The sequence below is a fragment of the Pseudomonas sp. RG1 genome (assembly GCF_025910115.1).
Classification (GTDB): Bacteria; Pseudomonadota; Gammaproteobacteria; order Pseudomonadales; family Pseudomonadaceae; genus Aquipseudomonas; species Aquipseudomonas atacamensis.
Window position 1 is genome coordinate 50187 of sequence record NZ_JAPCIK010000014.1, and the last position, 20104, is coordinate 70290.

Here is a 20104-nt window from a genome sequence, read left to right on the forward strand (position 1 = left end):
CGTCATGGGCATCAAGGTGTTGCTGGTCGAGGATGACCGTTCGTTGCGCGAAGCGCTGGCCGATACGCTGTTGCTCGCCGGCCACGACTATCACGCCGTCGGCAGCGCCGAAGAAGCACTGACGGCGGTCGCGCAGCAAGCCTTCAGCCTGGTGGTCAGCGACGTCAACATGCCGGGCATGGACGGCCACCAATTGCTCGCGTTGCTGCGCGCGCGCCAGCCGCACTTGCCGGTGCTGCTGATGACCGCCCACGGCGCCGTCGAGCGTGCGGTCGATGCGATGCGCCAAGGGGCGGCGGATTATCTGGTCAAGCCGTTCGAACCCAAAGCGCTGCTCGATCTGGTGGCGCGCCATGCGCTGGGCAGCATTGACGCGGGCGAAGCGGACGGTCCGGTCGCCGTTGAACCGGCCAGTGCGCAGTTGCTTGAGCTGGCGGCACGGGTCGCGCGCAGTGATTCGACTGTGTTGATCTCCGGCGAGTCCGGTACCGGTAAAGAAGTGCTGGCGCGCTACATTCACCAGCAATCGCGACGGGCGAGCCAGCCGTTTATCGCAATCAACTGCGCGGCGATCCCCGACAACATGCTCGAAGCGACATTGTTCGGTCATGAGAAGGGTTCGTTCACCGGCGCCATCGCTTCGCAGGCCGGCAAGTTCGAGCAGGCGGACGGCGGCACCATTCTGCTCGACGAAATTTCCGAAATGCCCTTGAGCCTGCAAGCGAAGCTGCTGCGCGTTCTGCAAGAGCGTGAAGTGGAGCGAGTGGGCGCGCGCAAGCCGATCAGTCTGGATATTCGCGTGGTCGCCACGACCAACCGCGATCTGGCCGGCGAAGTGGCCGCGGGGCGTTTCCGCGAAGACCTGTTCTACCGCTTGTCGGTTTTCCCTCTGGCCTGGCGTCCACTTCGCGAACGCACTGCCGATATCCTGCCGCTGGCGGAAAAGTTGTTGGCCAAACACGTCAATAAAATGAAGCACGCAGCAGCGAAGCTGTCCCCCGAAGCTCAAGCATGTCTGACCGCGTACCCGTGGCCGGGCAATGTACGAGAACTGGACAACGCTATTCAGCGCGCGCTGATCCTGCAGCAGGGCGGCTTGATTCAGCCGCAGGATTTTTGCCTGAGCGGTGCGGTGACATTTGCGCCGCTTCCGATCGCGGCACCGGTGATTCGCGAGGTGGAAATCGAGGCGGACTCCTCCGGCGCCCTGGGCGATGACCTGCGCCGCCGGGAGTTTCAGATGATCATCGACACCCTGCGCGCCGAGCGTGGCCGGCGCAAGGAAGCTGCCGAAAAGCTCGGCATCAGCCCGCGGACTCTGCGCTACAAACTGGCGCAAATGCGCGACGCCGGGATGGACGTCGAAGGCTATCTGTTCGCCACCTGATTGATGCTGCAAAACATTCCAGATGCTTTTCTCAGAAGGGTGCCCACTAGCTGGCACCCTTGTTGCTAATACCTGTGTACCCGCCGAGTGAGTGTCAAAAAATTGCGGGCCGCCCAAGAGAGTAGACCATGAGCCAAGGTATTGAATTTAATCGGTTGATGATGGACATGCAGGCCATGAAAGTGGATGCCATGTCTGCGCGTAAATCGACTGCCGCTGTCCCTGAAATCGCGGGCAGCAGCTTTTCCGACATGCTCGGTCAGGCGATCAATAAAGTCAGCGATACCCAGCAGGCGTCGACTCAACTGGCCAACGCGTTCGAGATCGGCAAGAGCGGTGTCGACCTGACTGACGTCATGATTGCGTCGCAAAAAGCCAGCGTGTCGTTCCAGGCTCTGACCCAGGTGCGCAACAAGCTGGTCCAGGCTTACCAAGACATCATGCAGATGCCGGTTTAAGGGCGAAATAAGTCATGGCAGAAGCAGTCGCTGATAACGTTCCGGCCAAGGCCACCCCGATCGACGGCAAACCGCCGCTGTTCGGCCTGTCCTTTCTGGAAAACCTTTCCCAGATGACCGTGCTGCGTCAGGTCGGCCTGTTGGTCGGTCTGGCTGCGAGCGTGGCGATTGGCTTTGCCGTGGTGCTGTGGTCGCAGCAGCCGGATTACCGTCCACTGTACGGCAGCCTTGCCGGCATGGACGCCAAGCAGGTCATGGAAACCCTGGCCGCCGCTGACATCCCTTACAACGTAGAACCCAATTCCGGCGCCTTGCTGGTCAAGGCCGACGACCTGTCCCGTGCGCGGATGAAACTCGCTGCCGCTGGTGTCACTCCCAGCGACGGCAACATCGGTTTCGAAATCCTCGACAAGGAACAGGGTCTGGGCACCAGCCAGTTCATGGAAGCGACCCGTTATCGTCGCGGCCTCGAAGGCGAACTGGCGCGGACCATCTCCAGCCTGAACAACGTCAAGGGTGCCCGCGTGCACCTGGCGATTCCGAAGAGTTCTGTGTTTGTCCGTGACGAGCGCAAGCCAAGCGCTTCGGTACTGGTCGAGCTGTACAGCGGGCGTTCGCTGGAGCCGGGTCAGGTGGTGGCGATCATCAACCTGGTGGCGACTTCCGTGCCCGAGTTGAGCAAATCGCAGATCACCGTCGTCGATCAGAAGGGCAACCTGCTCTCCGATCAGGCGGAGAACTCGGAAATGACCATGGCCGGCAAGCAGTTCGATTACAGCCGCCGCATGGAAAGCATGCTCACCCAGCGCGTGCACAACATTCTGCAACCGGTACTGGGCAACGATCGCTACAAGGCTGAAGTTTCGGCCGACGTCGATTTCAGTGCCGTCGAATCGACTGCCGAGCAATTCAACCCGGACCAACCGGCGTTGCGCAGCGAGCAGTCGGTCAACGAACAACGCACCGCCAGCAATGGTCCGCAAGGTGTGCCGGGTGCCCTGAGCAACCAGCCACCGGCGCCTGCCTCGGCGCCGCAGACCACCGGTGGCACCGCCGCACCGGCCGGGATGATCCAGCCGGGTCAGCCACTGGTTGACGCCAACGGTCAGCAGATCATGGACCCGGCCACCGGCCAGCCGATGCTCGCGCCGTACCCGGCGGACAAGCGTCAACAATCGACCAAGAACTTCGAACTCGACCGTTCGATCAGCCACACCAAGCAGCAGCAGGGCCGTCTCAATCGCCTGTCGGTTTCGGTGGTGGTCGACGATCAGGTCAAGATCAACCCGGCCAACGGCGAAACCAGCCGTGCGCCGTGGAGCGCCGACGAATTGGCGCGCTTCACCCGTCTGGTGCAGGACGCCGTCGGTTTCGACGCCAGCCGTGGCGACAGCGTCAGCGTGATCAACATGCCGTTCTCCGCCGAGCGTGGCGAGGTGATTGCAGATATTCCGTTCTACTCCCAGCCATGGTTCTGGGACATCGTCAAACAAGTGCTGGGTGTGCTGTTCATCCTCGTACTGGTGTTTGGTGTGCTGCGTCCGGTGCTCAACAACATCACCGGCGGTGGCAAAGGCAAGGAGCTGGCCGGTCTGGGCAGCGACGTGGAACTTGGTGGCATGGGCGGCCTGGACGGCGAACTGGCCAACGACCGCGTGAGCCTCGGTGGTCCGCAGAGCATTCTGTTGCCGAGCCCGAGCGAGGGTTATGACGCGCAGCTGAATGCAATCAAGAGTCTGGTAGCTGAAGACCCGGGTCGCGTGGCTCAGGTCGTGAAAGAGTGGATTAACGCAGATGAGTGATAACCGAGCCGCCACCGTCAAACTGACCAAGGTCGACAAAGCCGCGATTCTGCTGCTGTCCCTGGGTTCGACCGATGCTGCGCAAGTGCTGCGCCACATGGGACCCAAAGAGGTTCAGCGCGTCGGCGTGGCCATGGCGCAGATGGGCAACGTCCATCGCGAACAGGTCGAGCAGGTGATGAGCGAGTTCGTCGACATCGTCGGCGATCAGACCAGCCTTGGCGTCGGATCCGACGACTACGTACGCAAGATGCTCACCCAGGCCTTGGGCGAAGACAAGGCCAACGGCCTGATCGACCGCATCCTGCTCGGTGGCAACACCAGCGGCCTCGACAGCCTGAAATGGATGGAGCCGCGCGCAGTCGCTGACGTGATCCGTTACGAACACCCGCAGATCCAGGCAATCGTGGTCGCGTACCTCGACCCGGATCAGGCCGGTGAAGTGCTCGGCAACTTCGACCATAAAGTGCGTCTGGACATCATCCTGCGCGTCTCGTCGTTGAACACCGTGCAACCGGCCGCCTTGAAAGAACTCAACCAGATTCTCGAGAAACAGTTCTCCGGCAACTCGAACGCCTCGCGCACCACCCTGGGTGGCATCAAGCGTGCGGCCGACATCATGAACTTCCTCGACAGCTCGATCGAAGGCCAGCTCATGGACTCGATCCGCGAAGTCGACGAAGACCTGTCCGGTCAGATCGAAGACCTCATGTTCGTGTTCAACAACCTTGCCGACGTCGACGACCGTGGCATTCAGGCGCTGTTGCGCGAAGTGTCTTCGGACGTGCTGGTACTGGCCCTCAAGGGTTCGGACGAAGGCGTCAAGGAAAAGATCTTCAAGAACATGTCCAAGCGTGCTGCCGAACTGTTGCGCGACGACCTCGAGGCGAAAGGCCCGGTGCGCGTCAGCGACGTCGAAACCGCACAGAAGGAAATCCTCACTATTGCCCGTCGTATGGCCGAAGCCGGCGAGATCGTGCTCGGTGGCAAGGGCGGCGAGGAAATGATCTAAGCCCATGGATAAGCCTGACGAGTCTGTGACGGATCTGATCCGAGCCCGCGATGTTCGTGGTTTCGAGTCCTGGGCGCTGCCCAGCTTCGACCCGCCGAAACCGGAACCCGAGCCTGAGCCGGAGCCCGAACCGCCGGAAATGGAAGAAGTGCCGCTGGAAGAAGTCCAGCCACTGACCCTGGAGGAACTCGAAAGCATCCGTCAGGAGGCTTACAACGAGGGCTTCGCCATTGGCGAAAAAGAAGGTTTTCACAGCACCACGCTGAAGGTGCGTCAGGAAGCCGAAACAGCGCTGGCGGCGAAAATCGCCAGCCTCGAGCTGTTGATGGCCAACCTGTTCGAACCGATCGCCGAGCAGGATACGCAGATTGAAAAGTCGCTGGTCGACCTCGTGCAGCACATCACCAAGCAGGTGATCAAGCGCGAACTGGCCATCGATTCGTCGCAGATCGAACACGTCATGCGCGATGCCCTCAAGCTATTGCCGCTGGGCGTGGAAAACGTGCGCCTGTACGTCAATCCGCAGGATTTCGCCCAGGTCAAAGCCCTGCGCGAACGCCACGAAGAAACCTGGCGCATTGTTGAAGACGAGTCGCTGTTGCCCGGCGGCTGCCGGGTTGAAACCGAGCACAGCCGCATCGACGCCAGCGTCGAATCGCGGGTGACCCAGGTCATGGCCAAACTGTTCGACCAGTTGCACGAGCAAGCCCTACACCCGGCAACGCCGGACTTGAGCCTGGAAATCCCCGAAGACACCCCAGTGGCTGTCGACTCTGACGAGCCGCGCGCGGACGCCAGCGATGCGCCTTGAACGCACCAGCTTCGCCAAGCGCCTGAGCACCTACGCCGAGGCCACCGAGATTGCCGGCGCGCCGATCCTTGAAGGTCGGCTGCTGCGCATGGTCGGCCTGACCCTCGAAGCCGAAGGCTTGCGCGCCGCCATGGGCACCCGCTGCATGGTTATCAATGACGACAGCTATCACCCGTCCCAGGTGGAAGCGGAAGTCATGGGTTTTTCCGGCAGCAAAGTCTTTCTGATGCCGGTCGGCAGCGTCGCCGGGATTGCCCCGGGCGCCCGCGTGGTGCCGCTGGCCGATACCGGTCGTTTACCGATGGGCATGAGCATGCTCGGCCGTGTCCTCGACGGCGCCGGTCGCGCGCTGGACGGCAAGGGCGGCATGAAAGCCGAAGACTGGGTGCCGATGGATGGCCCGACAATCAACCCGCTCAACCGTGATCCGATCAGCGTACCGCTGGACGTCGGCATCCGTTGCATCAACGGTTTGCTGACGGTCGGCCGTGGCCAGCGTCTGGGTCTGTTCGCCGGTACCGGTGTCGGTAAATCGGTGCTGTTGGGCATGATGACCCGCTTCACCGAGGCCGACATCATCGTCGTCGGCCTGATCGGTGAGCGTGGTCGCGAAGTTAAAGAATTCATCGAACACATTCTCGGTGAAGAAGGCCTCAAACGTTCGGTAGTGGTCGCCTCACCAGCGGACGACGCACCGCTGATGCGTATGCGCGCGGCAATGTATTGCACGCGCATCGCCGAGTATTTCCGCGACAAGGGCAAGAACGTTCTGCTGCTGATGGACTCGCTGACCCGTTTCGCCCAGGCCCAGCGGGAAATCGCTCTGGCCATCGGCGAACCGCCAGCAACCAAGGGCTATCCGCCCTCGGTGTTCGCCAAACTGCCGAAACTGGTGGAGCGTGCCGGTAACGCGGAGAAGGGCGGCGGTTCGATCACGGCGTTCTACACCGTTCTGTCCGAAGGCGATGACCAGCAGGACCCGATTGCCGACTCGGCGCGGGGCGTGCTCGACGGCCACATCGTCCTGTCGCGGCGTCTGGCCGAGGAAGGCCACTATCCGGCGATCGACATCGAAGCGTCGATCAGCCGGGTGATGCCGGCGGTGGTTTCGCCGGATCACATGCAGCGCGCGCAGTATTTCAAGCAGCTTTGGTCGCGCTATCAACAGAGCCGTGATTTGATCAGCGTCGGTGCCTACGTGGCCGGTGGCGATCGCGAGACCGATCTGGCGATTTCCCTGCAACCACAATTGGTCAGGTATCAGCGCCAAGGCCTCAACGACAAAATCAATCTGGGTGAGAGCCAGGCCTATCTGGAAACCCTGTTCGCCCCTGCGGCGGGCGGATAACCGGCCATGGCCGTCAGCCGCGCCGCGCGCCTGGCACCGGTGGTGGACATGGCCGAAAAGGCCGAGAAAGCCGCCGTGCAGCGCCTCGCCTACTTTCAGGGCCAGGTCAAAGTTGCCGAAAGCAAACTGGCCGACCTCAATGCCTTTCGTCTGGATTACTCGCAGCAATGGATCGTGCGCGGCAGCACCGGCGTGACCGGGCAATGGCTGCTGGGTTTTCAGGGTTTTCTGGCGCAACTCGACACCGCCGTCGACCAGCAACGGCAGAGCCTGGTCTGGCATCAGAACAAGCTCGACAAGGCGCGTGAGGAATGGCAGCAGGCGTTTGCCCGCGTCGAGGGTTTGCGCAAACTGGTGCAGCGCTATCGCGACGAGGCGCAACGCCTGGAAGACAAGCGCGAGCAGAAGCTGCTGGATGAACTGTCGCAGCGCTTGCCACGGCGTGATGCCTTCTAAACCACACCGCCAAACCCTGTGGGAGCGAGCCTGCTCGCGACAGCGCCGTGTCAGTCAAGCCTGTAGTCAACTGCCAGAATGCCTTCGCGAGCAGGCTCGCTCCCACACTTGTTCCACCGTTGCGCCTTGCCCCAACCCTATCCAGGTGCTACACCTTGTACAGGTTCGTCAATGACAAGGAAGCCAGTCAATGTCAGTCGTTACAGAAGTCTCTCCAGACCAGAAAAAGCTCACGATCGCCGTCAAAGGCCGGTTCGATTTCGGTCGCCATCAGGAATTTCGCGAGTCGTACGAGCGGCTCCCACACAAACCCGAATCCATCGTGGTCGACCTCAAAGAGGCCACTTATCTCGACAGCTCAGCGCTGGGCATGCTGCTTCTGCTGCGTGATCACGCCGGCGGCGACGAGTCGGATATCCGTGTCGTCAACAGCAGCTCCGATGTGAAGAAAATCCTCGCGATTTCCAACTTCGACAAACTCTTCGACATCAGTTGACGCCCATGCAGGCGCAAGAGCCGCTGACCATTCTTATCGCCGAAGACAGCGCCGCCGACCGGCTGCTGCTGTCGACCATCGTCCGCCGTCAGGGCCATCAGGTGCTCACAGCGGCCAATGGTGCCGAGGCGGTGGAAACGTTCAAAGAGCAGCAGCCCGATCTGGTGTTGATGGACGCGCTGATGCCAGTGATGGACGGCTTCGAAGCGGCGCGGCAGATCAAGGCACTGGCGGGTGAAGCATTGGTGCCGATCATCTTCCTCACCTCGCTGACCGAGAGTGAGGCGCTGGCCCGGTGTCTGGAGGCTGGCGGCGACGACTTTCTGGCGAAGCCGTACAACCAAGTGATACTTGCCGCCAAAATCAAGGCGATGGATCGCTTGCGTCGCCTTCAGGCAACGGTCCTGCAACAGCGTGATCTGATCGCCAGACATCATGACTATCTACTGAACGAACAACGCGTGGCCAAAGCGGTGTTCGACAAGGTCGCGCATTCCGGTTGCCTGAGTGCGCCGAACATCCGATACCTGCAATCGCCTTACGCGCTGTTCAATGGTGATCTGTTGCTCGCGGCGTACACGCCGGCCGGTGACATGCACGTGATGCTCGGCGATTTCACCGGGCATGGCTTGCCGGCAGCGGTGGGGGCGATGCCGCTGGCCGAAGTGTTTTATGGGATGACCGCCAAAGGCTACGGCCTGGCCGAAACCCTGCGCGAGATGAACGCCAAGTTAAAGCGCATCCTGCCGGTGGACATGTTCTGCTGCGCTACCTTGCTCAGTCTGAGTTTCCAGAGCCGTTCAGTGGAGGTATGGAACGGCGGCATGCCCGACGGTTACTTGCACCACATGGCCAGCGGCGAGCGCGTGCCGTTGCCGGCGCGGCATTTGCCCTTGGGGATTCTCAGCGCGCAAGCCTTCGATGACCGTACGGAGGTGTATCCGATGGCCGTCGATGATCGGGTGTTTCTGTTATCGGACGGGGTAATCGATACCTGCGATGCAAATGACCAGTTGTTCGGCGTCGAACGCTTGCAGCAGGTGTTTGCGGCGAACCGCGAGCCGGATCGGTTGTTCGAGGATATCGAACAGGCGCTGCGCGATTTTCGCGGGCAGGCCCGTGATGACGTGAGCATGGTCGAGGTCAGTCTGCTTGAGTCGGCGCAGACCCACGGCGCGGCGCCGGTGTATTCCGACAGCGGCCAGTCGTGCCCGCTGGACTGGTCGGCCAGTTTCGAATTTCGCGGCGCCACGCTCAGGCGCTTCAATCCGTTGCCGTTCCTCTTGCAGTTGCTGCTTGAGGTGCATGGCTTGCGCGCGCAAAGCGGAGCGCTGTACAGCGTGCTCGCCGAGCTGTATTCCAATGGCCTGGAGCATGGCGTGCTCGGGCTGGACTCCAGCCTCAAACGCGATGCGGTAGGTTTCGCCCGCTACTATGAAATGCGCGCGGCGCGGCTGGAGGCGCTGCAAGACGGTTTCGTGCGCGTGCATCTGCAGGTCCAGCCGCAAGGCGAGGGCGGGCGGCTGGTCATTCGCGTCGAGGACAGCGGCAAGGGCTTTGATGTGGCGCGGGTCATGGAGCGGCCCGTGGATAACGTCCGCTTGTCGGGACGCGGCATCGGGCTGGTCCGGCAACTGGGGCGCAACGCCAGTTGGTCAGACCAGGGTCGTAGCGCCAGCGTGGAGTTTTTCTGGGAGATTGAGGCATAATCCGCCCATTCTTGATCAAGGAGTGAGCAAGTGACAGACACACATGTAGATCGCGAAGTCCTCGACACTTTGCGCGAGGTGATGGAGGACGGCTATACGGAATTGCTAGAGACTTTTCTGGCAGACTCGCAAAGCCGCCTGCACGAGTTGCAGGACAGCACCAGCGCCAAAGCGCTTTCCGATGCAGCCCATAGTTTCAAGGGCAGTGCCAGCAACATGGGCGCGGTTCGACTGGCCGAGTTGTGCCAGGATCTTGAGTCGAATGCCAAGGACAAAAGTCCGGAAGCGCTCGCTCAACTGGTGGCCGATATCCATTCTGAATTCGCCGAAGTACGCCCAGTGTACGAAAGCGAAAAGCACCACGCCCACATCCACTGAAGCTGCCGCCCGGCGCTTTTCGCAAGTGTCTGGCCAAACTGGCCCGGCACTTGCAATTAACTTGCTCAACTGTACCTACGATCCCAGTGCAGCGGAGACCGTGTCATGCCTGCGACCCCCAACATTCTTCTTCAGACCGCCGCCCAGGCCAAGGCGCAAGCCGCCTCTGCCAAATCGTCGGCAATGGCCGCAGACGCCGGGGACAAGGCTTCCAGCTTCGCCAGAGTGTTTGCCGATCAGGCGCCGGCCAAGCCTGCCGTGAGCGCTGACAATTCAGTCAAGCCGGCACGCGACAAGGTCGCGGACAGCAGCGGCAAAAAGGATATCGGCAAAGATCAGTCTGCCGCGCCCGAGCCAGCAGTTGCCGATAGCGGCAAAGCGTTGCCTGCCGACAAAGCGGCGACGAGCGACGACGCGACTGCCACTGCCGATGACACCGCTGAAACGGTACAAACCCCTGTGGCCGATGCCGCGCCTGTAGACCCGGCGCTTGATCCGGCCCTGGCGCAAGTCGTTCAGCCGTTGGTGGCAGCGCCTGTGGTGCAAGCACCAACAGTCACCACGCCAGCCCAGCCGGAAACCGAAACGCCTGCATTGGCGGTCGTATCGGGCATGGTCAAAGATCCGGCGGCCACCGACAGCGATTTCGATCCATCGGCCGACCCGCTCGACTCGATGCCGGCCGTGCGCATGGCGATGGAGCAGGGCGGGCATATTTCCGCCGCCAGCCAAGCGCAACCGAAAGCTTCGCCTGCTCAGGCTCAGGCCGATGGCGAGTTGACCGCCGCGCAGAACTTCGCCGCCGGCATGGCCAGCATGCTCGACGTGCAGGCCGACAAGGACAGCACCAGTCAAGGCGGCGAACAAGCTTTCAGCGGGTTGATCGACGATGGTCTGAAGGATCTGAAATCGGCTACCAGCGACACCCGCGTCGACGACTTCGCCAACCGTCTGGCGGCACTGACCCAGGCCGCTACGCCGAAAACCGCGAATGCGCTGCCAGTGAATCAGCCGATCGCCATGCACCAGAGCGGCTGGACCGAAGAAGTGGTCAACCGCGTCATGTACCTGTCCAGCGTCAACCTGAAGGCCGCCGACATTCAGTTGCAGCCGGCGGAGCTGGGGCGCCTGGATATCCGCGTGAACATGGTTCCGGATCAGCAGACCCAGGTCACCTTCATGAGCGCGCATCCGAGCGTGCGTGAAGCGCTCGACAGCCAGATGCACCGCCTGCGCGACATGTTCAACCAGCAGGGCATGGGCCAGGTCGACGTCAACGTTGCCGACCAGAACCGTGGCTGGCAGGGCCAGCAAGGCCAGGAACAGGCGCAGCAGGGCCAGAGTGGTCGGACCAGCGCTGCGGGTGGCCGCCTGGATTCGGCGGATGAGGAATTGGCACCGGCTACAGTGGCGGAAGTTGCCGCGCAGACCACCAGCGTCATCGGCACCAGCGCGGTCGACTATTACGCCTGACACAACGCAATACCCAATGTGGGAGCGAGCCTGCTCGCGAATACGATGTGACATTCAACATACATGTTGACTGACACATTGCTTTCGCGAGCAGGCTCGCTCCCACATTTGTTTATGGCGCCGTTCAGATGACGCGCTGACACTTCTGGCATAACACTTGCTCTTGCCTTGCCGTGCGACTGTGAAACCCCCGATTAGTGACGGATTATTGGCATGGCGAAGAGCGAAGCTGCAGCAGTAAAAGACCCCGCAACCAAAGGCAAACTCAAGCTGATCATCGTGATCGTGCTGGCGTTGCTGGTAGCCATTGGTGCATCCGTCGGGGCGACCTGGTTCTTCATGCACGGCGCGCAGAGCAAGCCTGCCGAGGCCGCTGAAGCAGCGCCGGTCGGCAAGCAGGCGGCGATTTTCGAGCCGATGGCGCCGGCCTTCGTTGCCAACTACAACCAGAACGGCCGTCAGCGCTACATGCAGGTTAGCATCACCATGCTGGCGCGTAATCAGGCCGATCTGGACGCGCTCAAAGTGCACATGCCGGTTATCCGCAACAACCTGGTGATGCTCTTCTCCGGTCAGGATTTCGCCACACTGGCGACCCCGGTCGGACAAGAGATGTTGCGCCAGAAGGCCACCGCCAGCGTCCAGGAAGTGGCGCAGAAAGAACTGGGCAAAGTGGTCATCGAACAGTTGCTTTTCACTAATTTCGTACTGCAGTAGGAACACGACATGGCCGTGCAGGATCTGCTGTCCCAGGATGAAATCGATGCGCTGCTGCATGGCGTCGATGATGGTCTGGTACAGACCGATAATGCTGCCGAACCCGGCAGTGTCAAAAGCTACGACCTGACCAGCCAGGATCGCATCGTCCGTGGACGCATGCCGACGCTGGAAATGATCAACGAGCGCTTTGCCCGCTACACCCGCATCAGCATGTTCAACATGCTGCGCCGCTCGGCGGACGTGGCCGTAGGTGGCGTGCAGGTGATGAAGTTCGGCGAATACGTGCACTCGCTGTACGTGCCGACCAGCCTCAACCTGGTCAAGATCAAACCGCTGCGCGGCACCGCGCTGTTCATCCTCGACGCCAAACTGGTGTTCAAGCTGGTGGACAACTTTTTCGGTGGCGACGGCCGTCACGCCAAGATCGAAGGGCGGGAGTTCACTCCGACCGAACTGCGCGTAGTGCGCATGGTGCTCGAGCAGGCTTTCGTCGATCTGAAAGAAGCCTGGCAGGCGATCATGGAAGTCAATTTCGAGTACATCAACTCGGAAGTGAACCCGGCCATGGCCAACATCGTCGGCCCGAGCGAAGCGATTGTGGTCTCCACCTTCCACATCGAACTCGATGGCGGTGGCGGCGATCTGCACGTGACCATGCCGTACTCGATGATCGAGCCGGTGCGCGAGATGCTCGACGCCGGTTTCCAGTCCGACCTCGACGATCAGGACGAGCGCTGGGTCAACGCCCTGCGCCAGGACGTGCTCGATGTCGACGTGCCGATCGGTGCCACCGTAGCCCGCCGCCAGTTGAAGCTGCGCGACATCCTGCACATGCAACCGGGCGATGTGATCCCGGTCGAGATGCCGGAAGACATGATCATGCGCGCCAACGGCGTGCCGGCCTTCAAGGTCAAGATGGGCTCGCACAAAGGCAACCTCGCGTTGCAAGTGATCGAGCCGATCGAGCGTCGCTGAGGCGGCGCCTTTCACCCCCGTATTTAACCGAATTGTTGCCCGCCGAGGACACATGATGAACGACGATATGAACGCGCAGGACGATCAGGCACTGGCCGATGAGTGGGCTGCGGCCCTGGAAGAAACCGGTGACGCTGGCCAGGCTGACATCGACGCGCTGCTGGCCGCCGACGCTGGCACTTCCAGCTCCAACCGTCTGCCAATGGAAGAATTCGGCAGCGTGCCGAAAAACAACGACCCGGTGACCCTCGACGGTCCGAATCTGGACGTGATCCTCGACATTCCAGTGTCGATCTCGATGGAAGTCGGCAGTACCGACATCAACATCCGCAACCTGCTGCAACTCAACCAGGGTTCGGTGATCGAGCTCGATCGTCTGGCCGGTGAGCCGCTCGACGTGCTGGTCAACGGCACCTTGATCGCCCACGGCGAAGTAGTGGTGGTCAACGAGAAGTTCGGCATCCGCCTGACTGACGTGATCAGCCCAAGCGAACGCATCAAGAAGCTGCGCTGAGTGAAAAGGTTTCTCTGGGTGCTGCTGGCATGGCCGTTGAGCGTGCTGGCTGCCGAGCCGAGCGCAACCACTGCCGCGCCTGCCGCCACCGCGCCAATGGTCAACAGCGGCGTGGCCGGTCAGTTGACGCAACTGGTGTTCGGTTTGCTGCTGGTGCTGGGCTTGATCTTCTTCCTCGCCTGGCTGTTGCGCCGCGTGCAACAGGCGGGGCCGGCGGGCAAGGGCCAGGTGATCGAGCTGATCGGTTCCCGCGCGCTAGGTCCGCGTGATCGCTTGATGCTGGTGCAGGTCGGCAACGAGCAGATTCTGCTCGGCCTCAGCCCCGGCACCATCACCGCGCTGCATGTGCTCAAAGAGCCGGTCGAAGTCCCCACTGCCAGCGAAAAAGCGACGCCGGAATTTGCTCAGCATCTGCTGAAGATTCTTGGCAAGGACCAAAAGGATACGAAGTAATGGGTGCGCTCCGCATCGTCTTGACGCTGCTCCTGTTGCTGGCCGCGCCGCTGGCGTTCGCCGCCGATCCGTTGTCGATCCCGGCGATCACGCTGGGCACCAATGCCGACGGCGCGCAGGAATACTCGGTCAGTCTGCAGATCCTGCTGATCATGACCGCGCTGAGTTTTATTCCTGCAGCGGTCATCCTGATGACCAGTTTCACGCGGATCATCATTGTCTTCTCGATCCTGCGTCAGGCCCTCGGCCTGCAACAGACGCCGTCGAACCAGATCCTCACCGGCATGGCGCTGTTCCTGACGCTGTTCATCATGGCGCCGGTGTTCGACCGGGTGAACAACGACGCGTTGCAACCGTATCTGGCGGAGACCCTCACCGCCCAGCAAGCGGTGGAAAAAGCTCAGGTGCCGATCAAGGACTTCATGCTCGCGCAGACCCGCACCAGCGATCTGGAGCTGTTCATGCGCCTGTCCAAGCGCACCGACATCGCCAGCCCGGATCAGGCGCCGCTGACCATTCTGGTACCGGCGTTCGTGACCTCCGAGCTTAAAACCGCCTTCCAGATCGGCTTCATGATCTTCATTCCGTTCCTGATCATCGACCTCGTTGTCGCGAGCGTGCTGATGGCCATGGGTATGATGATGCTCTCGCCGCTGATTATCTCGCTGCCGTTCAAGATCATGCTGTTCGTGCTGGTCGATGGCTGGGCGCTGATCATCGGTACTCTGGCCAGCAGTTTTGGAGGTGTTTCGCCATGACGCCGGAAGTCGCGGTCGATATCTTTCGTGAAGCCCTGTGGCTGACCACCATGATGGTCGCTATTCTGGTGGTGCCGAGCCTGCTGGTCGGCCTGCTGGTGTCGATGTTCCAGGCCGCCACGCAGATCAACGAACAGACCCTGAGCTTCCTGCCGCGTCTGCTGGTGATGTTGGTGACCCTGATCATTGGCGGTCCGTGGATCGTGCAGACGTTCATGGAATACATCATCCAGCTGTACAAAAACATTCCAATGGTCATCGGCTAAGCCATGCAATCGCTGCTTCAGCTGACCGACACCCAGATCAGCACCTGGGTGGCGTCATTCATGTTGCCGCTGTTTCGCGTGGCGTCGATGCTGATGGTCATGCCGGTGTTCGGCACCACCCTGATTCCGCGGCGCGTGCGCTTGTATTTCGCCGTGGCGATCACCGTGGTCATCACCCCGGCGCTGCCGCCGATGCCCGCCGTCAGCCCACTCGATCTCAGCGGCCTGCTGCTGATCGGTGAGCAGATTCTGGTTGGCGCCGTACTGGGCTTTTCCCTGCAACTGTTCTTCCAGGCCTTTGCCGTCGCCGGGCAGATCGTCGCGATCCAGATGGGCATGGGCTTCGCCTCGATGATCGACCCTACCAACGGCGTTTCGGTGGCGGTGATCGGGCAGTTCTTCACCATGCTGGTGACGTTGCTGTTCCTGTCGATGAACGGCCATCTGGTGGTGTTCGAAGTCCTCACTGAAAGTTTCACCACGCTGCCGGTCGGCGGCGGATTGATGGTTGCGCATTACTGGGAACTGGCCGGCAAACTCGGCTGGGTCCTCGGCGCCGCATTGCTGCTGGTGTTGCCGGCCGTCACCGCACTGCTGGTAGTCAACATCGCCTTCGGCGTGATGACCCGCGCCGCGCCGCAACTGAACATCTTCTCGATCGGTTTTCCGCTGACCCTGGTGCTCGGCCTGTTCATCGTCTGGGTGGGGCTCGCGGACATTCTCAACCAGTATCAACCGCTGGCCAGCGAGGCCTTGCAGTTGCTACGCGAACTGGCACGGGCGCGCTGAGTCATGGCAGAGAGCGAGAGCGGTCAGGACAAAACGGAAGACCCCACGGAGAAGCGCAAAAAGGACTCCCGTGAGAAGGGTGAAATCGCCCGTTCCAAAGAGCTCAACACCCTGGCCGTGATGATGGCCGGCGCCTCTGCGCTGCTGATTTTCGGCGGCATGCTCGCGCAAGAAATGATGGACGTGATGCGCCTGAACTTCACCCTGTCCCGCGAAGTGGTCATGGACCAAGGCGCCATGGGCCGGTTCTTGCTGGAGTCGGGCCTGATCGCCTTGCTGGCGATTCAGCCGGTGATGATCACCCTGTTGCTCGCCGCCATCATCGGGCCAATCTCCCTGGGTGGCTGGCTGTTCGCGGCAAGTTCGCTGGCACCCAAATTCAGTCGGATGAACCCGGCCGCCGGCCTCAAACGGATGTTCTCGTTCAAGGCTGTGGTCGAACTGCTCAAGGCACTGGCCAAGTTTCTGATTACCTTGGGCGTGGCGCTGTTGGTGTTATCCGCCGACGTCGACGACTTGCTGCGCATCGCCCACGAACCACTGGACATGGCGATCATCCACAGCGTCTTGCTGGTGGGCTGGAGCACGCTGTGGCTGGCCTGCGGTCTGATCATCATCGCCGCCGTCGACGTGCCGGTGCAGATATGGGAGAGCATGAAGAAGCTCAAGATGACCAAGCAGGAAGTGCGCGACGAACACAAGGACCAGGAAGGCCGCCCCGAGGTCAAGCAACGCATTCGCCAGACCCAGCGCGAAATGTCCCAGCGGCGCATGATGGCAGCGATTCCCGAAGCCGACGTGGTCATCACCAACCCGACCCACTACGCGGTCGCGCTCAAATACGACTCGGAGAAGGGCGGCGCGCCGGTGCTGCTGGCCAAGGGCAGCGACTTCATCGCCCTGAAAATCCGCGAAATCGCAGTGGCCAACAACGTCATGCTGCTTGAATCGCCGGCGCTGGCGCGCTCGATCTATTACTCAACTGAGCTTGAGCAGGAAATTCCTGGCGGGCTGTATCTGGCAGTGGCGCAGGTGCTGGCCTACGTCTACCAGATCCGCCAGCACCAGGCAGGCAAGGGCAAGCGGCCGGATCCGTTGAAGGATGATTTGCCGATTCCGCCGGACTTGCGCCGGGATTCCTGATGGTTACCGCTTGTCTGGAAAGTCTCGGAACCTGTCAACTTTGACAGTAGACGGCTGCGCCCGCCGGCGCTCTCATTGCCATGGGAATTCTCCCGGCATTTCCCTGCATTGGTCGCTCTGTTCATCTGATACGAGTACCAGGGAGCGGCGCCTGCATCGGGTTTCAGAGGAAGCAATCATGGCACACCAGCCCTACATAAAGTTGCAAGGAATGGAGGTCGAATTCGTCTCGGGAGTGTTGGAACAACGGACAGCCGATCGCGCAATCAGTTACACCGTAACTTTCAAGTTGATGCTGGACTTCACCCATTTCAAGCAGAGGGCCAACACCTACAGCGCAAATTATCTGGAGGTGTCGAGCAACGCGATTCGGCCGGAGCTGGAGGGTTTGGCGTACCACAATCACTACAGTGTGATTGGTGGTTCTGCAGGAACAATCACCAACAGTGCGATGCTTTTCAAACTCTTCACCGATCCGGATTTGTACCTGGATGGCTGGATCGACAATGAAATGGAGAGACGATTTGGCAAACCGGAATTCGTCATCGAGGAAAATGCTCTTTTGATTACGGCGCGGCAGGACTTCCGTTGGAAAAGTCCGGAGCGCGAAATCAAGATCGAAGATCTCCCCATCATTTGGTTTGATTGGGCTCTCACCCTCATAGAGCAGCGGACAAAAGTGTCTCGGGGGCTGCCGGAGCGTACGACGCCGATATCGGTGGTGACGTTTATGTACCCGCAGGACGAGGTCGTCGTTATCGAGGGTACGGAGCTGCTCAAGGGCGCGCGCTATATCAACGGCAAGAAGCTCGGTTTTGGCCCGATTACACCTGAACAGGTTTTAACGGCGTAGTGATCTGCAACCCGCCGCCCCGATTGAAAGGGGCGGCGGGTTTTTTCTGCCTCAAGGTTTTTTGTTGCGCCTTAGCCAGTATTCGCGCTCCCACTTTGGGAGCCGTTCAACGGTGGGAGCGAGCCTGCTCGCGAAGGCGTCAGAATTGACACTGGATCAATCAGCTGGTGTCTCCAATGCCTGCGTCAACCCGGCAACTCCAGATTATCCATCACCCGCTAAACAAGAAAGGGTGGCGGCTGGACGCAGGTTAGCGAACCGGGTGTAGGCGCCCGGCAGACCCGAAGGTCTGCCGCGTACAGCCGCCATGACATCAGTTGCAGAAAGAGTGTCTGCAATTGAGTTTGCAGCGCTGGTGCGCCTACATAGACTCGAGTCGCTAAACCCGATCATTGATTCGTCAGCGACCGACCCACGATAAGGCCCAACCCCAAGGCGCACAAGCCGGCGGATTCTGGCGTAGCTGTAGGCAAAGGCGCAAGCATTTGTAGCCTTAAAGGCGTGTCTTGAGATGTCTTTTAAATACTCAATTTTAAAAGGCGAAAAGTCGGGCAGAAGATCTGCGGGGAACCGTGGTCTGTCCCTGATAACGCCAACGAAGATACTCACCCGCACGAGAATAACCTGCAGGTGCTCATCTTTGTACTGCCAAGGAGCCAGCGTATAGGGCGCTCGTAGTTGGACGTAATTCGAATCCGACCAAGACGATATATGGATAGTTGTAATCTGCGTTAGTCATAATGAAATAGTTTCTCTGACTAGGGCGATATTTTTTTCGAAGAAAAATCACTACGTTTGAATCAAGTCGTGTTCCACTGGCGTCGATCCAGGCCAGCGCACCGGCTCCCTGTTGCAGATTATTGTTAACGAGGATTTTTCTAACATTGGCACATGTAACGTTTATCTTTTTCTCTTGGCCCTTTGCGTCAGATATAGTGATGATTGCTTCTCCGTTGCCTTCACTGCGGATACATCCGTTTCCGTCGATCGATGCTATTAATGGTGCGCTCGTGGAAAATGAGTATGGGGGTACACCTCCACTTACGGGCTTGGTTACAGATGTGCCATCAGGATCGTTTCCGGTTTTTGTCCATCCCGATGCGTTTAAATCGATCCAATAACTCAGTTGATTAAAGACTATTGGAGACGTATCTACGATTAGCTCACAGATCACCGTCAAATTCCGCACCTCGGAATGCACATCTCCGTCGTGATACAACGACTGGGCATACAACCGTCTTACGCCCTCAGTGACTGTAATCGAGAGCGTCCATTCTCCAGTCGTCACATGCGCCGTAGCCTTTCCCTTGGACTCGGCATTTGCGCCATTTCCTTCGAAGATTTCAACCTCCTGCGCATTGCTCGCTTTGCCAAGAAGTGTAAGTTTCGTACTGACGGTGAATCCTCCCTCAATTATTTCCTCTCCATCGCCGTCCAACACATTAGTAAGCGTGGGCGCAATCAGCGCCGTTACCGTCAGCTCTCGTGGTGCGGAACTCTGCCCCGTGCCGTACTTGGCCTTGGCGGTGAAGCTGTGGGCGCCCATGACCAGTCCGGTGACCGGCACGGTCCAGGCGCCGCTGCTTGCATCGGCGGTCGCTGAGCCTTTTAACGTCGTGTCATCGAACACTTCGACTTTCTGCCCCTTGGTCGCTTTACCGTGCAGTGTTACAGCGGTTTTTACTGTTATTGAACCTTCGGGGATTTCCTCGTCGCTATCGGTGGCCCTGACTGAGTCGATCGTCGGCGCCACATCCTCAACAGCCTTCACCCGATAACGCTTCACCGGCCCGACAATCGCATCCGCCTCAACCTGACTCAGGGTCAATGCCGCTTTGAAATGGATTTCCAGATCGCTGTCATGACCTAAATCCTTCAGATAGCTGTCAGGCACGGCCTGTTCATATTTGCCGGCGTTGATCCAGGTCTGGTTGACCGCAGCGCCTGGCACTCGCCATATCACGTGATTATGCGCTACCCCCTGAGCTGTTTTGCCTTTCAGTTCGGCCCACACAGGCTGGCCATGTTTCATGAATGCCCAGACCCCCGCGCGTAACGTCGCGCCCGCTGTTACTTTGCTCAGATCAAGTTCATCACCTTCGGCCTGCACAATGCTGAGCTTGTCCAGTTCCGCAGCCGGCAGTGGCATGACGGTGACGGTCAGCGTTTCAGATGGGATTTTACTGGTGCCTGACACTTCGTATTGAAGCGTGAAGTTTTTGGCGCTGTTGCCAATGTTCGCGGCAACCGCTTCGGCGGGGATCAGGAATTCGACGCTGCCGTTGTTCACACCGGGTTTCGCA

At 60.1% G+C, this 20104-nt stretch carries 21 protein-coding genes; 20 read left to right on the top strand and 1 reads right to left on the bottom strand.

What is annotated here, in order from left to right:
- Positions 1-4: 4 nt before the first annotated feature.
- The 20 genes from OK411_RS08850 to OK411_RS08945 all read left to right on the top strand — a co-directional run bounded on the left by OK411_RS08850 (position 5) and on the right by OK411_RS08945 (position 17801).
- Positions 5-1387 (top strand): sigma-54-dependent transcriptional regulator, encoded by a 1383-nt coding sequence (locus OK411_RS08850; protein ID WP_264364752.1) that lies wholly within the window; start codon positions 5-7, stop codon positions 1385-1387.
- A 128-nt stretch (positions 1388-1515) separates the two neighbouring features.
- Positions 1516-1845 (top strand): flagellar hook-basal body complex protein FliE, encoded by a 330-nt coding sequence (gene fliE, locus OK411_RS08855; RefSeq protein ID WP_016771081.1) that lies wholly within the window; start codon positions 1516-1518, stop codon positions 1843-1845.
- 14 nt (positions 1846-1859) lie between these two features.
- Entirely contained in the window at positions 1860-3647 is a 1788-nt protein-coding gene (gene fliF / locus OK411_RS08860) for a flagellar basal-body MS-ring/collar protein FliF (RefSeq protein WP_071171439.1), read from the top strand.
- Positions 3640-4659, top strand: coding sequence for a flagellar motor switch protein FliG (gene fliG, locus OK411_RS08865; RefSeq protein WP_016771079.1), 1020 nt, complete (start codon positions 3640-3642; stop codon positions 4657-4659). The genes fliF and fliG overlap by 8 nt, the downstream gene beginning before the upstream one ends.
- A gap of 4 nt (positions 4660-4663) precedes the next feature.
- Positions 4664-5470 carry a flagellar assembly protein FliH gene (fliH, locus tag OK411_RS08870; protein WP_264364753.1) on the top strand — a complete coding sequence of 269 codons (807 nt, stop codon included), beginning with the start codon at positions 4664-4666 and terminating at the stop codon, positions 5468-5470.
- Positions 5460-6818: a flagellar protein export ATPase FliI gene (gene fliI / locus OK411_RS08875; RefSeq protein WP_016771077.1), complete on the top strand. Its 1359-nt coding sequence runs from the start codon at positions 5460-5462 to the stop codon at positions 6816-6818. Before fliH ends, fliI begins: the two co-directional genes overlap by 11 nt.
- A gap of 6 nt (positions 6819-6824) precedes the next feature.
- On the top strand, positions 6825-7274 hold the full coding sequence (fliJ, locus tag OK411_RS08880) for a flagellar export protein FliJ (protein ID WP_016771076.1): 450 nt from the start codon (positions 6825-6827) through the stop codon (positions 7272-7274).
- 190 nt (positions 7275-7464) lie between these two features.
- Positions 7465-7770 (top strand): STAS domain-containing protein, encoded by a 306-nt coding sequence (locus tag OK411_RS08885; RefSeq protein WP_016771075.1) that lies wholly within the window; start codon positions 7465-7467, stop codon positions 7768-7770.
- A 5-nt stretch (positions 7771-7775) separates the two neighbouring features.
- A complete protein-coding gene (locus OK411_RS08890) occupies positions 7776-9479 on the top strand; it encodes a fused response regulator/phosphatase (protein ID WP_264364754.1) in 1704 nt (567 codons plus the stop codon).
- A gap of 30 nt (positions 9480-9509) precedes the next feature.
- Positions 9510-9857, top strand: a complete 348-nt coding sequence (locus tag OK411_RS08895) for an Hpt domain-containing protein (protein WP_110602064.1) — start codon at positions 9510-9512, stop codon at positions 9855-9857.
- A gap of 105 nt (positions 9858-9962) precedes the next feature.
- The gene (locus tag OK411_RS08900; RefSeq protein ID WP_264364755.1) at positions 9963-11330 is read left to right on the top strand and encodes a flagellar hook-length control protein FliK; all 1368 of its coding nucleotides are present in this window, start codon (positions 9963-9965) and stop codon (positions 11328-11330) included.
- 213 nt (positions 11331-11543) lie between these two features.
- Positions 11544-12047, top strand: coding sequence for a flagellar basal body-associated protein FliL (fliL, locus tag OK411_RS08905; RefSeq protein WP_016771071.1), 504 nt, complete (start codon positions 11544-11546; stop codon positions 12045-12047).
- 9 nt (positions 12048-12056) lie between these two features.
- On the top strand, positions 12057-13025 hold the full coding sequence (fliM, locus tag OK411_RS08910) for a flagellar motor switch protein FliM (RefSeq protein WP_003222890.1): 969 nt from the start codon (positions 12057-12059) through the stop codon (positions 13023-13025).
- A 55-nt stretch (positions 13026-13080) separates the two neighbouring features.
- A complete protein-coding gene (gene fliN, locus OK411_RS08915) occupies positions 13081-13539 on the top strand; it encodes a flagellar motor switch protein FliN (RefSeq protein ID WP_016771070.1) in 459 nt (152 codons plus the stop codon).
- Positions 13540-13992, top strand: coding sequence for a flagellar biosynthetic protein FliO (gene fliO, locus OK411_RS08920; protein WP_024012109.1), 453 nt, complete (start codon positions 13540-13542; stop codon positions 13990-13992).
- Positions 13992-14750 (top strand): flagellar type III secretion system pore protein FliP, encoded by a 759-nt coding sequence (fliP, locus tag OK411_RS08925; RefSeq protein ID WP_071171446.1) that lies wholly within the window; start codon positions 13992-13994, stop codon positions 14748-14750. The genes fliO and fliP overlap by 1 nt, the downstream gene beginning before the upstream one ends.
- Entirely contained in the window at positions 14747-15016 is a 270-nt protein-coding gene (gene fliQ, locus OK411_RS08930; RefSeq protein ID WP_016771067.1) for a flagellar biosynthesis protein FliQ, read from the top strand. Before fliP ends, fliQ begins: the two co-directional genes overlap by 4 nt.
- Positions 15017-15019: 3 nt before the next feature.
- The gene (fliR, locus tag OK411_RS08935) at positions 15020-15805 is read left to right on the top strand and encodes a flagellar biosynthetic protein FliR (RefSeq protein WP_016771066.1); all 786 of its coding nucleotides are present in this window, start codon (positions 15020-15022) and stop codon (positions 15803-15805) included.
- A 3-nt stretch (positions 15806-15808) separates the two neighbouring features.
- Positions 15809-16948, top strand: coding sequence for a flagellar biosynthesis protein FlhB (gene flhB / locus OK411_RS08940; protein WP_016771065.1), 1140 nt, complete (start codon positions 15809-15811; stop codon positions 16946-16948).
- 178 nt (positions 16949-17126) lie between these two features.
- Complete coding sequence (locus tag OK411_RS08945; RefSeq protein ID WP_264364756.1) at positions 17127-17801, top strand: hypothetical protein; 675 nt, start codon at positions 17127-17129, stop codon at positions 17799-17801.
- A gap of 634 nt (positions 17802-18435) precedes the next feature.
- Here OK411_RS08945 and OK411_RS08950 read toward each other — a convergent pair.
- Positions 18436-20104, bottom strand: a 1669-nt coding sequence (locus OK411_RS08950; RefSeq protein WP_264364758.1) for an Ig-like domain-containing protein, incomplete at its 5' end; no start/stop codon positions are given.

Coding starts and splice junctions, on each gene's coding strand:
- OK411_RS08850 (WP_264364752.1), top strand. CDS start 5: ATGGGCATCAAGGTGTTGCTGGTCGAGGATGACCGTTCGTTGCGCGAA.
- fliE (WP_016771081.1), top strand. CDS start 1,516: ATGAGCCAAGGTATTGAATTTAATCGGTTGATGATGGACATGCAGGCC.
- fliF (WP_071171439.1), top strand. CDS start 1,860: ATGGCAGAAGCAGTCGCTGATAACGTTCCGGCCAAGGCCACCCCGATC.
- fliG (WP_016771079.1), top strand. CDS start 3,640: ATGAGTGATAACCGAGCCGCCACCGTCAAACTGACCAAGGTCGACAAA.
- fliH (WP_264364753.1), top strand. CDS start 4,664: ATGGATAAGCCTGACGAGTCTGTGACGGATCTGATCCGAGCCCGCGAT.
- fliI (WP_016771077.1), top strand. CDS start 5,460: ATGCGCCTTGAACGCACCAGCTTCGCCAAGCGCCTGAGCACCTACGCC.
- fliJ (WP_016771076.1), top strand. CDS start 6,825: ATGGCCGTCAGCCGCGCCGCGCGCCTGGCACCGGTGGTGGACATGGCC.
- OK411_RS08885 (WP_016771075.1), top strand. CDS start 7,465: ATGTCAGTCGTTACAGAAGTCTCTCCAGACCAGAAAAAGCTCACGATC.
- OK411_RS08890 (WP_264364754.1), top strand. CDS start 7,776: ATGCAGGCGCAAGAGCCGCTGACCATTCTTATCGCCGAAGACAGCGCC.
- OK411_RS08900 (WP_264364755.1), top strand. CDS start 9,963: ATGCCTGCGACCCCCAACATTCTTCTTCAGACCGCCGCCCAGGCCAAG.
- fliL (WP_016771071.1), top strand. CDS start 11,544: ATGGCGAAGAGCGAAGCTGCAGCAGTAAAAGACCCCGCAACCAAAGGC.
- fliM (WP_003222890.1), top strand. CDS start 12,057: ATGGCCGTGCAGGATCTGCTGTCCCAGGATGAAATCGATGCGCTGCTG.
- fliN (WP_016771070.1), top strand. CDS start 13,081: ATGAACGACGATATGAACGCGCAGGACGATCAGGCACTGGCCGATGAG.
- fliP (WP_071171446.1), top strand. CDS start 13,992: ATGGGTGCGCTCCGCATCGTCTTGACGCTGCTCCTGTTGCTGGCCGCG.
- fliQ (WP_016771067.1), top strand. CDS start 14,747: ATGACGCCGGAAGTCGCGGTCGATATCTTTCGTGAAGCCCTGTGGCTG.
- fliR (WP_016771066.1), top strand. CDS start 15,020: ATGCAATCGCTGCTTCAGCTGACCGACACCCAGATCAGCACCTGGGTG.
- flhB (WP_016771065.1), top strand. CDS start 15,809: ATGGCAGAGAGCGAGAGCGGTCAGGACAAAACGGAAGACCCCACGGAG.
- OK411_RS08945 (WP_264364756.1), top strand. CDS start 17,127: ATGGCACACCAGCCCTACATAAAGTTGCAAGGAATGGAGGTCGAATTC.